This window comes from Kitasatospora sp. UYEF31 (assembly GCF_057291755.1).
Genome location: NZ_JBXAWK010000066.1, coordinates 17,188 through 30,739, shown reverse-complemented (window position 1 = coordinate 30,739; position 13,552 = coordinate 17,188). Strand labels below are relative to the sequence as shown.

The 13,552-nt window shown below is 68.4% G+C and carries 14 protein-coding genes; 9 read left to right on the top strand and 5 right to left on the bottom strand.

The window, feature by feature from the left end; all coding sequences use genetic code 11:
- Positions 1–468 precede the first annotated feature (468 nt).
- Positions 469–810, top strand: coding sequence for a hypothetical protein (locus tag AC0Z36_RS25290; RefSeq protein WP_485465353.1), 342 nt, complete (start codon positions 469–471; stop codon positions 808–810).
- Between the two features lie 16 nt (positions 811–826).
- Here the strand turns inward: AC0Z36_RS25290 and AC0Z36_RS25285 are convergent, their stop codons facing one another.
- From AC0Z36_RS25285 to AC0Z36_RS25270, 4 genes are all read right to left on the bottom strand, one after another.
- Positions 827–1,408 carry a Uma2 family endonuclease gene (locus AC0Z36_RS25285; protein WP_485465352.1) on the bottom strand — a complete coding sequence of 194 codons (582 nt, stop codon included), beginning with the start codon at positions 1,406–1,408 and terminating at the stop codon, positions 827–829.
- 281 nt (positions 1,409–1,689) lie between these two features.
- A complete protein-coding gene (locus tag AC0Z36_RS25280) occupies positions 1,690–2,721 on the bottom strand; it encodes a COX15/CtaA family protein (protein ID WP_485465351.1) in 1,032 nt (343 codons plus the stop codon).
- A gap of 62 nt (positions 2,722–2,783) precedes the next feature.
- A complete protein-coding gene (locus tag AC0Z36_RS25275; protein WP_485465350.1) occupies positions 2,784–3,611 on the bottom strand; it encodes an ABC transporter permease in 828 nt (275 codons plus the stop codon).
- Positions 3,608–4,561, bottom strand: a complete 954-nt coding sequence (locus AC0Z36_RS25270; protein ID WP_485465349.1) for an ABC transporter ATP-binding protein — start codon at positions 4,559–4,561, stop codon at positions 3,608–3,610. The genes AC0Z36_RS25275 and AC0Z36_RS25270 overlap by 4 nt, the downstream gene beginning before the upstream one ends.
- Positions 4,562–4,754: 193 nt before the next feature.
- On the opposite strand from AC0Z36_RS25270, the gene AC0Z36_RS25265 reads away from it, so the two are divergent.
- The 8 genes from AC0Z36_RS25265 to AC0Z36_RS25230 are packed head-to-tail and all read left to right on the top strand — an operon-like array spanning position 4,755 to position 11,384.
- Positions 4,755–5,564 (top strand): helix-turn-helix transcriptional regulator, encoded by an 810-nt coding sequence (locus AC0Z36_RS25265; RefSeq protein ID WP_485465348.1) that lies wholly within the window; start codon positions 4,755–4,757, stop codon positions 5,562–5,564.
- Positions 5,561–6,973: a Fe-S cluster assembly protein SufB gene (sufB, locus tag AC0Z36_RS25260; RefSeq protein WP_485465347.1), complete on the top strand. Its 1,413-nt coding sequence runs from the start codon at positions 5,561–5,563 to the stop codon at positions 6,971–6,973. Before AC0Z36_RS25265 ends, sufB begins: the two co-directional genes overlap by 4 nt.
- A gap of 3 nt (positions 6,974–6,976) precedes the next feature.
- Positions 6,977–8,257 carry a Fe-S cluster assembly protein SufD gene (gene sufD, locus AC0Z36_RS25255; RefSeq protein WP_485465346.1) on the top strand — a complete coding sequence of 427 codons (1,281 nt, stop codon included), beginning with the start codon at positions 6,977–6,979 and terminating at the stop codon, positions 8,255–8,257.
- Entirely contained in the window at positions 8,254–8,574 is a 321-nt protein-coding gene (locus AC0Z36_RS25250; RefSeq protein WP_485465345.1) for a non-heme iron oxygenase ferredoxin subunit, read from the top strand. The genes sufD and AC0Z36_RS25250 overlap by 4 nt, the downstream gene beginning before the upstream one ends.
- A gap of 3 nt (positions 8,575–8,577) precedes the next feature.
- Entirely contained in the window at positions 8,578–9,342 is a 765-nt protein-coding gene (sufC, locus tag AC0Z36_RS25245) for a Fe-S cluster assembly ATPase SufC (protein WP_485465344.1), read from the top strand.
- Positions 9,339–10,595, top strand: a complete 1,257-nt coding sequence (locus AC0Z36_RS25240; protein ID WP_485465343.1) for a cysteine desulfurase — start codon at positions 9,339–9,341, stop codon at positions 10,593–10,595. The genes sufC and AC0Z36_RS25240 overlap by 4 nt, the downstream gene beginning before the upstream one ends.
- 19 nt (positions 10,596–10,614) lie before the next feature.
- The gene (gene sufU / locus AC0Z36_RS25235) at positions 10,615–11,067 is read left to right on the top strand and encodes a Fe-S cluster assembly sulfur transfer protein SufU (RefSeq protein WP_485465342.1); all 453 of its coding nucleotides are present in this window, start codon (positions 10,615–10,617) and stop codon (positions 11,065–11,067) included.
- The gene (locus AC0Z36_RS25230) at positions 11,064–11,384 is read left to right on the top strand and encodes a metal-sulfur cluster assembly factor (protein ID WP_485465341.1); all 321 of its coding nucleotides are present in this window, start codon (positions 11,064–11,066) and stop codon (positions 11,382–11,384) included. Before sufU ends, AC0Z36_RS25230 begins: the two co-directional genes overlap by 4 nt.
- Positions 11,385–11,543: 159 nt before the next feature.
- On the opposite strand, the gene AC0Z36_RS25225 is transcribed toward AC0Z36_RS25230, so the two are convergent.
- The gene (locus AC0Z36_RS25225; protein ID WP_485465340.1) at positions 11,544–13,373 is read right to left on the bottom strand and encodes an endonuclease/exonuclease/phosphatase family protein; all 1,830 of its coding nucleotides are present in this window, start codon (positions 13,371–13,373) and stop codon (positions 11,544–11,546) included.
- Positions 13,374–13,552 lie beyond the last annotated feature (179 nt).

Sequence of the window (13,552 nt, the reverse complement as noted above, 5' to 3'; positions counted from 1 at the left end):
CACACCGACTACCGCCGCCCGCTGGAGACCTTCCACGAAACGTTCCGGGCGGTCATCGGTCTGTACTTCCTTCAGCAGACTTCTGAATAACCCTCAGGGGATTTCTGCGTGGCGAGGGCGGTTTCAAACGGTGAGTGCATCGTGAGACCATGATCACTTTGCGCTGGACCGGAGGATGAGTCAGGTGAGCCGGGGAAATCCTCGGATGGCGAACTCCGGCTGAGAAGTTGGATGAATTCCTAGCGGCAACTTGATGCACTCACCGCTTGAAACCGCCGTCCGGAAAGTTCGAGGCACCTCACACCACCGACCACGATCCACATACGCAGACCAGCAGCTTTTACCACGAACCTAAGTTAATGGTATTGGGCCTCGGACAGGTCCCGGGCCGACGTTCCGGCAGGTTGCGGATTTGGCGTGACCAACCCCACCAGGCGAATCTGATGACACGTCGGTAACATCGCACCCATGACCACCACGGAGACGCAGCCAGCCCCCGCCGCAGAGCCGGCTTCGGACCGCCAGGTGAAGAAGCTCGCCAGGAACATCCGCAAGTTCGCCGCCGCGCACGGCGGAGAGGCGGACGCGGTGGTCGAGTACGTCGGCCGCGGCGCCACCCGCATCGTCCTCGTCGGCGCCGACGGCGCGTGGGGCGACCAGGTAGCCAAGGAGTACGCCGTCGCCGTCAAGGCCGTGGAGACCGCCGGCGCGACGCTCCACGAGGAGTTCCCCAATGACGTCGCGGCACGGGTGAACACCGGCCGCTACGAGTGGTCCCGCATGGCGGGCATCCAGGTAGGAGCCCACTGAAGACCCGGGGTCGTTTCTAGTCGTCGCCGTCGAGCAGCCGGTCCACGGACAGTTTCAGGTCGACCCCGACTGACGCGGGGAGTGGGAACTCCTCCCCGCGCGGGTAGTCCGAGCGGGTCCGGTAACCGGACTTGTGCGGGTCGGTCAGGACGAGCACCCGGTCGTGCTTCCGGTCCACGACGACGTAGACCGGGACACCGGACTGTGCGTAGACCTCGGCCTTGGTATGCACATCGCCGGCCCAGTCGGAGGACGTGACCTCCAGAACGAGGCGGAACACCTCAGGGGCGTAGCAGTTGAGGCGTACGTAAGCTGTTTTGTAGCCCGCTTCGACGACGGACAGGTCGGGGATCGCGAAGTCGTCGGGACCGCTCTCCAGCCACAGACCGATGTTCTGGAGTGCTTTGAGGCCGGCTTTGCGGGCTCCGGCTCCGGTCAGGAGCACGGTCACATCGGTCAGCGTTTCGGCATGCGGCCCGTCAGCGGGTGGTGCCACAGTGATCCTCCCCTTGATGATCTCCACCTTCTGCCCCGGGTATGTGCGGGACAGCTGATCGGCGACATCGGTGATCGTCACTTCGTTCATGACTGCGGTCACGGCGAACCTCCTCATCGGGCCGACTCCTGGGGAGAGTAGTCAGGGGACAGGTCACGGCGGTCCGGAAACCAGAGGGTTCACTCTTCCGCGGCTGCGTTCACTCCCAGAGTGCCCCACGGAGCCGCGCCCGGCCATCACCACGGGTTATTCAGCAGGCACATCGCCGGAGACTCACCCCGGACGGGTCCGTCGATCATGCTCGGAACGCAGTGATCGAAGACCGGTCCACAGCATTCCGAGCATGATCGATGCGGTGATGCGGTGGAGCGGTGATGCGAGGCTCAGTAGCTTGTCGCGGCCACCGGCTCGGCCAGCACCGGAGCGGGAGAGCCGACAGCGGCGGGACGGGTCCGCAGGCCCAGGATGATCCGGGTCGTCGTCAGCGCCACCAGGCAGGCGCCCAGCATGTGCAGCAGCACCTGCCACTCCGGCAGGCCGTTGAAGTACTGCGTGTAGCCGATCAGACCCTGCGGGACCAGCACGCCGATCAGCCACCAGACCCGCTTCTGCGCGTCCAGCGGGCCGTCGGTCACCCGCAGCGCCAGCGCCAGCGCGATCGCCGCGCCGAGCAGCAGGAACGCCACGTCGGCGTGCAGCCAGGCCATGTGGTCGATGTTCAGACCGAACCGGCGGGCCTTCTCGTCACCCGCGTGCGGTCCGGCGCCGGTCACGATCGTGCCGATGAGCAGCAGGAGCCCGGCGACCGCGCCGGTCGCGTACGCGAACAGGGTGATCTCCCGGCGGACCACCGGCACGGTCGGGCCGTCGCTCTCCCCGCCCCACTGGTAGAGGACCACCGCGGAGGCGATCAGGCACATCGAAAGCAGCAGGTGGCTGGCCACCGACAACGGATGAAGATCGGTCAGTACGGTGATCCCGCCGAGCACCGCCTGCCCGAAGATGGCGAGCAGCTGGGCCACCGCGAGGCGGCGGACCGCCGGGCGCACGGGCCGGTGCCCGCGCAGCGACCAGGTCTCCAGCTTCAGCGCCCGGCCGATCGCCGGACGCCGCCGGACGAACCCGGCCAGTTTGTCCTGGTAGACCGCGACGATGCAGGCCACCGCGATCACGCCGAGCACGTACGTCAGCATCCGGTTGCCGAACTCGATGTACGAGTGGTAGCTGACCGCGTCGTGCGCGGTCCACTTCCCGGTGCCGCTGTCGCACCTGGGCCACGTGTCGCACCCGAGACCGGAGCCGGTGAGCCGGACGAGGCCGCCGGTGATGACGATGCCGATCTGGGCGATCACGTTCGCCAGGAAGAACTTGCGGGCGAGCGGTGACACGGCGGGGGCGGGGGCCTGCGAATCCATAGGCCGAATCGTACGTCGTGAACACTTTCACAAGCGCACAGGGGGATGTCTGTCGACGTCCACTACTCCCAGCGGAAGAACCGCGCCGCCGCCCCGAGGCCGAGCACCGACCACACCGTCAGGACCGCGAGTTCCTTCCACGGCATGCCGCCGCCGTGCTGGAGGACGTCCCGCAGGCCGCCGGACAGCGCCGAGACCGGCAGCAGCTCCAGGGCCTGTCGGACCCCGCCGGGGAACTTGTCCAGCGGCACGATCACCCCGCCGGCCACCAGGAGCAGGATGAACACCAGGTTCGCGGCGGCCAGGGTCGCCTCCGCGCGCAGCGTGCCGGCCATCAGCAGGCCGAGCCCGGAGAACGCGGCCGTGCCCAGGAGCAGCAGCAGGACGACGTAGAGCGGGTTGCCGTGCGGCGACCAGCCGAGCAGCAGTGCGATGACCGTGAGCAATGCGATCTGCAGCAGCTCGACGACGAGCACACAGACCGTCTTGGCGGCCAGCAGCCCCCAGCGCGGCAGCGGAGTCGCGCCGAGCCGTTTGAGTACTCCGTACCGCCGCTCGAAACCGGTGGCGATGGCCTGGCCGGTGAACGCTGTGGAAAGCACCGCGAGCGCCAGGACGCCCGGGGTCAGGAAGTCGACCCGCTTGTCCCCGGACCCCACCGCGGTGCCGAGGTCGATGACGTCCACCGAGCTGAAGAGCGCGAGCAGCAGAGCCGGGATGACGATCGTCAGGAGCAGCTGCTCGCCGTTGCGCAGCAGCATCTTCGTCTCAAGCAGCGCCTGCGCGCCGACCATGCGGCCCAGCGGGGCCGCGCCCGGCCTGGGGGAGAAGACACCCGGCTGCCTGGCGCCGGGCGGCTGGACCTTCGGAGAATCCGTACCGGTGTTCATCCGCGCAGCTCCCGACCTGTGAGTTCCAAGAACACGTCTTCGAGCGTGCGGCGGTCGATGCCGAGCCCGGACGGCATCACCCCGTGCTGGGCGCACCAGCCGGTGACCGTCGCGAGCAGCCGGGGATCGACGCCGGTCTCACCGGCCGGGTCGACGCGGTACGAACCGCGTACGGTCTCCACGGCCTTCGCGCCCGGGGGCAGGGCCATGACCAGGCTTTCCAGGTCCAGTCCGGGCGGCCCGGTGAAGCGCAGGGCGTCCTCAGCGCCGGTGCGGCACAGGGCTTCGGGTGAGCCGGTGGCGATCACCCGCCCGTGGTCGACGATGGCGACGTCGTCCGCGAGCTTTTCGGCTTCGTCCATGAGGTGTGTGGTGAGGACGACCGTGACCCCGTCCGTACGGAGGTCCCGTACGAGGTCCCACGTGGCATGGCGGGCCTGCGGGTCGAGCCCGGCCGTCGGTTCGTCCAGGAACACCAGCTCGGGGCGGCCGACCACGGCCAGGGCGAGCGCGAGCCGCTGCTGCTGCCCGCCGGACAGCCGCCGGTAGGTGGTCCGGCCGCACGTTTCGAGGCCGAGCCGGTCGATCAGCATGCCGACGTCGAGCGGGTGCGCGTGGAGTTTCGCGACGTGCCGCAGCATCTCGTCGGCCCGCGCCCCGGGGTACACCCCGCCGGACTGCAGCATCACCCCGATCCGTGGCCGCAACGCTTCGGCGTTCCGTACCGGATCCAGACCCAGGACCCGCACGGAGCCTGCGTCGGCCTGCCGGTAGCCCTCGCAGACCTCGACCGTGGAGGTCTTGCCCGCGCCGTTGGGGCCGAGCACGGCGGTGACCGTTCCGTGCTCCACGCGCAGGTCGAGACCGTCTACGGCGACCTTGTCGCCGTAGCGCTTCATCAACCCGGTGATTTCGACTGCTGTGTCGACTGCTGGTGGCGGGGCGCTCATGGGTCACGAGTCTAGGAACGCTGGCACCGTCCACCGACCAGGGGCCGTGTCAGCCAGTGGGCGACAGTGCCGCGGCGACTGGGCCGGGCGGGTGGACCCTCTACCAGAACATCACCAACTTAGGTAGCCCTAAGTGATCTACTCCACTCGGGGTTGGTTGGCGTTCGGGGAGTAATAAGGCAAGAATAGTGTTGTGAAAAACATGGGCGGAGCATCGGAGGGCGGGGTCACGACCCCGGCCGTCGAGGTCGACGTGCATGTGGGCACCCGCAACAAGGTGGTCCGGCTGATCCTCGAAGGGGGCCCGTCCACCGTGGCGGACCTCGCCGAGAAGCTCGACCTCACCGCCGCGGCGGTCCGGCGGCACCTGGACGCGTTGATCGCCGACGGGATCGTCCGGGCCGACGAACAGCGGGTGTACGGTCACCGTGGCCGCGGCCGCCCCGCCAAGGTCTTCGCCTTGACGGACACCGGGCGCGACACGTTCTACCAGGATTACGACCGCCTCGCGGCCGACGCCCTGGGCTTCCTGGCCGGAGCCCTGGGTGAGGACGCGGTCCTGGCCTTCGCCCGCGGGAGGGTCGCCGAGACCGAGCAGAAGTACCGCTCGGTCGTCGACGCCGCCCCGGAGGGTGAGAAGGCGCAGGCGCTGGCCCGGGCGCTGTCCGCCGAGGGATACGCCGCCACCGCGCGGCAGGCCCCGGGCGGAGAGCAGCTGTGCCAGCACCACTGCCCGGTGGCGCACGTCGCCGAGCGGTTCCCGCAGCTCTGCGAGGCCGAGACCGAGGTGTTCGCACGCCTCCTCGGCACGCACGTGCAGCGGCTGGCGACCATCGCCCGCGGCGACGGCGTCTGCACGACACACGTGCCGGCCTACAAGTCGGCGCAGGAAGTGCCCGCACCACCAGGAACACCAGTTACACCGGCAGTTGCGCGGAAACCGGACGCGCCGCACGCCGTCGACACCAACCCCACCCCGGCTCCCGGGAGGAACCAGGTATGACCACCACCGCTCACCCCGAGCTCGAGGGCCTGGGCAGTTACGACTTCGGCTGGTCCGACCCGGACTCCGCCGGCGCGAACGCCCGCCGCGGCCTGTCCGAGGAAGTCGTCCGCGACATCTCGGCGAAGAAGAACGAGCCCGAGTGGATGCTCAAGCTCCGCCTCAAGGGCCTGCGGCTGTTCGGCAAGAAGCCGATGCCGACGTGGGGCTCCGACCTGTCGGGCATTGATTTCGACAACATCAAATACTTCGTACGCTCGACTGAGAAGCAGGCGACCTCCTGGGAGGACCTGCCCGAGGACATCAAGAACACGTACGACCGCCTCGGCATCCCGGAGGCGGAGAAGCAGCGCCTGGTCGCCGGTGTCGCCGCGCAGTACGAGTCCGAGGTCGTGTACCACCAGATCCGTGAGGACCTGCAGGAGCAGGGCGTCATCTTCCTGGACACCGACACGGCCGTGCGCGAGCACCCGGAGGTCTTCCAGGAGTACTTCGGCTCGGTGATCCCCGTCGGCGACAACAAGTTCGCCGCGCTGAACACCGCGACGTGGTCCGGCGGCTCGTTCATCTACGTGCCCAAGGGCGTCCACGTCGAGATCCCGCTGCAGGCCTACTTCCGCATCAACACGGAGAACATGGGCCAGTTCGAGCGGACGCTGATCATCGCGGACGAGGACTCGTACGTGCACTACGTCGAGGGCTGCACCGCGCCGATCTACTCGTCGGACTCGCTGCACTCCGCGGTCGTCGAGATCATCGTCAAGAAGAACGCCCGGGTGCGTTACACGACCATCCAGAACTGGTCGAACAACGTCTACAACCTGGTGACCAAGCGCGCCGTGTGCCACGAGGGCGCGACGATGGAGTGGATCGACGGCAACATCGGTTCCAAGGTCACCATGAAGTACCCGGCCGTCTACCTGCTCGGCGAGCACGCCAAGGGCGAGACGCTGTCCATCGCCTTCGCGGGCGAGGGCCAGCACCAGGACGCCGGCTCCAAGATGGTCCACCTGGCGCCGAACACTTCGTCGAACATCGTGTCGAAGTCGGTGGCCCGCGGCGGCGGCCGTACGTCGTACCGCGGTCTCGTGCAGATCGAAGAGGGCGCCCACGGCTCCACCTCGTCGGTCAAGTGCGACGCCCTGCTGGTCGACACCATCTCGCGCTCGGACACGTACCCGTACGTCGACGTCCGCGAGGACGACGTCTCCATGGGCCACGAGGCGACCGTCTCCAAGATCTCCGCTGACCAGTTGTTCTACCTTATGAGCCGCGGGATGACCGAGGACGAGGCCATGGCCATGATCGTGCGCGGGTTCGTCGAGCCCATCGCGCGCGAACTCCCCATGGAGTACGCCCTCGAGCTGAACCGTCTCATCGAGCTCCAGATGGAAGGGGCTGTGGGCTAACCCATGGCTGACACGGCATTTGACAGCGGCTCCGCCGCGGGCATCCCCGGCTCGCTGTCCACAGGTTCAGTGCAGGTGCTCCAGCCCGGCGACGACCAGCTCGCCGGGCCTGGCACCGGCCGCACGGTCGCCCAGTCGGCTGATGCGCGCCAGATCCCCATCGCGTCGTACGACGTGGCCGACTTCCCGCTGCCCACGGGCCGCGAGGAGGAGTGGCGGTTCACCCCGCTCGCCCGGCTGCGCGGACTGCACGACAGCACGGCGGTGGCCACCGGCGAGGTGACCGTCACGGTGGAGGCCCCCGAGGGGGTCCGCGTCGAGACGGTCGGCCGCGACGCGCTGTGGGACGGGAGGACGGGGCGCCTGGGCAAGGGCGGCAAGCCCGCCGACCGGGCCGCCGCGCAGGCGTTCGGCCTGTTCGAGAAGGCGACCGTCATCACGGTCCCCAAGGACACGCAGGTCGCCGAGCCGATCACCGTCACGCTGCACGGCGACGACGCGGTCGGCTACGGCCACCTGCTCGTCGAGGTGGAGCGGTTCGCCGAGGCCGTCGTCGTCCTGGACCACAGCGGCAGCGCCGCCTACAGCCAGAACGTCGAGTTCATCGTCGGCGACGGCGCGAAGCTGAAGGTCGTGTCGGTCCAGGACTGGGACGCCGGTTCGGTCCACCTGGGCCACCAGATCACCCGGCTCGGCCGCGACGCGGCCTACCAGTCCGTCGTGGTCACCCTCGGCGGCGACCTCGTACGGCTGTTCCCGCGTGTCGTCTACGACGGGCCCGGCGGCGACGCCGAGCTGTACGGCGTGTACTTCGCCGACGCCGGCCAGCACCAGGAGCACCGGCTCTTCGTGGACCACGACGTCCCGCGCTGCCGCTCCTTCGTCACGTACAAGGGCGCGCTGCAGGGCGAGAACGCGCACACCGTGTGGATCGGCGACGTGCTCATCCGCGCCGCCGCCGAAGGCACGGACACGTACGAGCTGAACCGCAACCTCGTGCTCAGCGACGGCGCCCGCGCCGACTCGGTCCCCAACCTGGAGATCGAGACCGGCGAGATCGCCGGCGCGGGCCACGCCAGCGCCACCGGCCGCTTCGACGACGCGCAGCTGTTCTACCTCCAGTCGCGCGGCATCCCGGCCGACGAGGCCCGCCGCCTCGTGGTCCGCGGCTTCTTCGCCGAGATCATCGCGAAGATCGGCATCGACGCGCTCGAAGAGCGTCTGATGACCCGGATCGAGGGCCTGCTGGAGGTCTCCTCCGTGGCGAAGGGCGGGTCGGTATGACCTTCCAGCTCGCCGCGACGGCCTCCGCGCTGAGCGAGGACACCCCCCACCGCGTCGTGCTCGACGGCACCGCCGTCGCGCTCGTCCGCACCGAGGGCGAGGTGTACGCGATCAACGACGTCTGCTCGCACGCGAACGTCTCGCTCGCCGAGGGTGAAGTCGAAGACTGCATGATCGAGTGCTGGCTGCACGGCTCGCGCTTCGATCTGCGCACCGGCCGCCCCTCGGGTCTCCCGGCCACCAGGCCGGTCCCTGTCTACCCCGTGAAGATCGACGGCGACAACATCCTTGTCGACCTGTCCAACCAGGAGTCCTGACCGATGGCAACGCTTGAGATCCGCGACCTGCACGTCAGCGTGGAGGCCGAAGACGGCCCCCGCGAGATCCTGCGCGGCGTCGACCTGACCGTGAAGCAGGGCGAGACCCACGCCATCATGGGCCCCAACGGCTCCGGCAAGTCCACCCTGGCCTACACCGTCGCAGGCCACCCGAAGTACAAGGTCACCAGCGGCCAGATCCTCCTCGACGGCGAAGACGTGCTCAGCATGTCCGTCGACGAGCGGGCCCGGGCCGGCCTGTTCCTCGCCATGCAGTACCCGGTCGAGGTCCAGGGCGTGTCCGTCTCCAACTTCCTGCGCACCGCCGTCACGGCGGTGCGCGGCGAGGCACCCAAGCTGCGTACCTGGGTGAAGGAGGTCAAGGGCGCGATGGAGAAGCTCCAGATGGACCCGGCCTTCTCCGAGCGCGGGGTCAACGAGGGCTTCTCCGGCGGCGAGAAGAAGCGCCACGAGATCCTCCAGATGGAGCTCCTCAAGCCGAAGATCGCGATCCTCGACGAGACCGACTCGGGTCTCGACGTCGACGCGCTCAAGCAGGTCTCCGAGGGTGTCAACCGGGTCCGCGACGCGGGCGAGGTCGGCGTGCTGCTGATCACGCACTACACGCGGATCCTGCGCTACATCAAGCCGGACTTCGTGCACGTCTTCTCGGCCGGCAAGATCGTCGACTCCGGCGGCCCCGAGCTGGCCGACAAGCTGGAGAACGAGGGCTACGAGGCGTACACGGCGGCAGGTGAAGCTGCATGACCCAATCGCTGCCGGGGCTTCTCGACACAGAAGCCATCCGCAAGGACTTCCCGGTGCTGTCGCGGCTCGTCCACGACGACAAGCCCCTGGTCTACCTGGACAATGCGGCCACGTCGCAGAAGCCGCGGCAGGTGCTGGACGCGTTGACGGAGTACTACGAACTCCACAACGCCAACGTGCACCGGGGCATCCACGTGCTGGCCGAAGAGGCCACCGGGTTGTACGAAGGCGCGCGCGACAAGGTGGCCGCGTTCATCGGCGGCGACCGCGACGAGGTCATCTTCACGAAGAACGCCTCCGAGGCGCTGAACCTCGTCGCCAACATGGTGACCTGGGCGGACGAGCCGTACAAGGTCGGTCCGGGCTCCGAAGTGGTCATCACGGAGATGGAGCACCACTCCAACATCGTGCCGTGGCAGCTGATGTGCCAGCGCACCGGCGCGACCCTGAAGTGGTTCGGCCTGACCGACGGCGGCCGTCTCGACCTGTCGGACATCGAGCAGGTCATCACCGACCGTACGAAGATCGTCTCGGTGGTCCACACTTCGAACATCCTCGGTACGGTCAACGACCTCGAACCGATCATCCGCCGGGCGCACGACGTGGGCGCGATCGTCGTGGTCGACGCTTCCCAGGCGGCCCCGCACGTCCCGCTGGACGTACGGACCCTGGGTGCCGACTTCGTGGCCTTCACCGGCCACAAGATGTGCGGCCCCACGGGTATCGGTGTGCTGTGGGGACGCCGCGGGCTGCTCGAAGAGCTCCCGCCGTTCCTCGGCGGCGGCGAGATGATCGAGACAGTCACGATGGAGTCGTCGACGTACGCGCCGGCGCCGTACAAGTTCGAAGCCGGCACGCCGCCGATCGCCCAGGCGGTCGGTCTCGGCGCGGCCGTCGACTACCTGAACAGCATCGGCATGGACAAGATCGCGGCGCACGAGCACGCGCTCACGTCGTACGCGATCGACGCGTTCAACTCCGTTCCGGGCCTGCGGATCATCGGCCCGGACACGGCCGTGGACCGCGGCGCGGCGATCTCGTTCACGTTCGCCGGCATCCACCCGCACGATGTGGGCCAGGTGCTCGACGACCAGGGCATCGCCGTCCGGGTGGGCCACCACTGCGCCCGCCCGGCCTGCCTGCGCTACGGCGTACCGGCGACGACGCGCGCGTCGTTCTACCTGTACTCCACCCCGGGCGAGGTCGACGCGCTGGTCAACGGGCTGGAACACGTACGCCGGTTCTTCGGCTGACACGGGGGGACGGGCGCTCATGAAGATGGAATCGATGTACCAGGAGATCATCCTGGACCACTACCGCAAGCCCCACAACAAGGGTCTGCGGGACGGCGACGTCGAAGTGCACCACGTCAACCCGACCTGTGGCGACGAGATCACCCTGCGGGTGGTGCTCGACGGCACCGGGGACGACGCGAAGATCACCGACGTGTCGTACGACGGCCAGGGCTGCTCGATCAGCCAGGCGTCCGCCTCGGTCATGACCGACCTGGTCATCGGCCGTACGGTCGGCCAGGCCCGGGAGGTCGGCGACGCCTTCCTGGAGCTGATGCAGTCCAAGGGGCAGATGGAAGGCGACGAGGACGTCCTGGAGGACGGGATCGCCTTCGCCGGAGTCTCCAAGTTCCCCGCGCGCGTGAAGTGCGCTTTGCTCTCCTGGATGGCCGTCAAGGACGCGACCGCCCAGGCGATGGAGGAAAAGTCATGAGCGAGACGACGACGACCGCGGACGACGTCCGCGAGGCCCTGTACGACGTGGTCGACCCCGAGCTCGGCATCAATGTCGTCGACCTCGGTCTCATCTACGGCGTGACCGTGGACGACGCGAACATCGCCACGATCGACATGACGCTCACGTCCGCGGCCTGCCCGCTGACCGACGTCATCGAGGAGCAGGCCCGTACGGCCACCGAGGGCATCGTCAACGACATGCGCATCAACTGGGTGTGGATGCCGCCGTGGGGCCCGGACAAGATCACCGACGACGGCCGCGACCAGCTGCGGGCGTTGGGGTTCAACCTCTGAGCGACCTTTGAGTACGGCAGACGCCCTCCGCTTGTGCGGAGGGCGTCTGCCGTATGCGGGGAGTGCCGCCCGGTGGTCCGGCGCACCGTGATCCAGTGACGGATGATCACGGCAAGACGCGATCATCGGTCACTGGATCAAGTGCCGGGTCCGGGTCCGCTACGGCTTCAGCCGCACGATCTGCGGGTCGTGGTCGCTCGCCTGCTCCGCGAACTCCGCGTTGATGTGCACGATGTCGTACTCCGCCCGCTTGATCCCCGGGCTCGTCAGAATGTGGTCGATCAGCTGCGAGTTGCCGTTGAAGACGTACGAGTAACGCTCGTACGACGGCAGGGTGTCCGCGAGGTCCCGCAGCACTCCGCCGTCGGTCAGCGCGGCGGCGGCCGGGGAGAACGTGAAGTCGTTCAGGTCGCCGAGCACGACGGCCGACGCCTTCGGGTCCGCGGCGAGCAGGCTCTTCATGAAGGCGTTCACCGACGTGGTCTGCTTCAGACGCTGTACTTCAGAAGACCGCACCGGCTGCTGAAGGCGGCTGTCCAGGGGCATGTCGCCGCCCTTGGAGTTGAAGTGGTTCGCGACCACGAAGACCGTACGGCCGTGGAACACGAACTCGCCGGCGAGCGGCTTGCGGCTGTTCGTCCACGCGTCGTTCGCCGGGTCGATCCGGCCGGGGGAGACGGTCAGCTGCGGCTTCCTGCCGCCGGTCACGCCGACGGGCGTGACAGCGTCGCCGCCGGGGCGGTCGGTGAACGACACCCGGGCCGGGTTGAAGAGGAACGCCGTACGGATGTTCCCGCCCGGCTCGCCGCCGTCTTTTTTGTCCTGGGGAGCGATCGAACGCCATTCGTAGCGCGGACCGCCCGCCGCGGCGATCGCGTCGGTGAACTTGCGGAGCGTCACCTCGGCCGAAACCGTACCGTCGTCGGTCTTGCCGTTGTCGTCCTGGATCTCTTCGAGAGCGAGGATGTCGGGGGAGGACAGGTTCTCGACCACCGCCGCGGCGAGCTGGTCGAACTTGGCCTGCGGGTCGGTCGGGTCGAGGTTCTCGACGTTGTACGTGGCGATCGCCAGCTCACCGGACTTCTGCGGCTCCGTCACCTCACGCTGGAGGTTGTTGTCCTTCAGCGTGCCCAGCGTGGTGGCGGTGATCGTGTAGCCGCCGTACTGGTTGTAGTCGAGCGGGCCGTTGGTCGCGCCCGTCAGCACATCGCCGACATCGGCCCTGGGGAACGGCCGCTGGGCCAGCGGAACCAGCGACTGGACCTTGAGGCGTCCCGCGTTGCGGGCCTCGTACGAGCCGTAGAGCGTGCCGCCGCGCCGCGTCGGGTTCTGCCACGGCTTGACGGTCACCCACAGCTCGGCGTGGTCGTTGCTCGGGCCCGACACCTCAGCGTCGTCCACCCGGACGTTCATGCCTTCGAGGGACTCGTACCGGTCGAGCGCGTAACGCTGCGGCTTGAGGGTCAGCTTCTCGATGCTGCGGCCGTCCGCGGGGTCGCCCTCGGGCGCGTAGTTCGACGGCACGGTCCACATGTTCAGCGTCACGGGGGCGGGCACCGGATTGCCGCTGGAGACGACGGTGACGACCGGCTTGCTCAACTGCGTGAGCGACTGCGAGCCCGCGGCGGTCCCGCCCGGGTAGTACTCGGTGACCTGTCCGCTGACCAGGACCGCGTCCCCGGCCTGCACCTTCGGCGCCGAGCCGGTGAAGACGAACAGGCCCTCGCTGGTGGCGGCGTCACGGTCCGGGTCCGGGTCCTGGAACCAGAAACCCTTCGAACTGCCGTACGTGCGGACTCCCGTGACGACACCGGGCAGGTCCGCGACGGTCTTGCCGGCCAGTGGCGAGACGCGGGTGGTGCCCTGGACGTCGTGGATGCGCACGCTGTCGGCGGCGTGGGCCTGGCCGGGTGCGATGAGCAGGGCTGCGGCGACCGCGGCGGTGGCGGCGACGGCTGCGGCGCGGCGGTTCGGGCGGGATATGCCCATGGGTACGGGTCCTTCCGGACGGCAGGTGTCGATCAGGACACGGCGCTTTAGAGACTCAGAGCCTCAGTGCTTCAGAGCCTCAGTGCTTCAGAGACTCAGAGCCTCAGTGCTTCAGAGCCTCAGCGCTTCAGGGACAGAGCGGTCTTCATGCGGGTCGGTTGTCCGCACAGAAGCTGTTC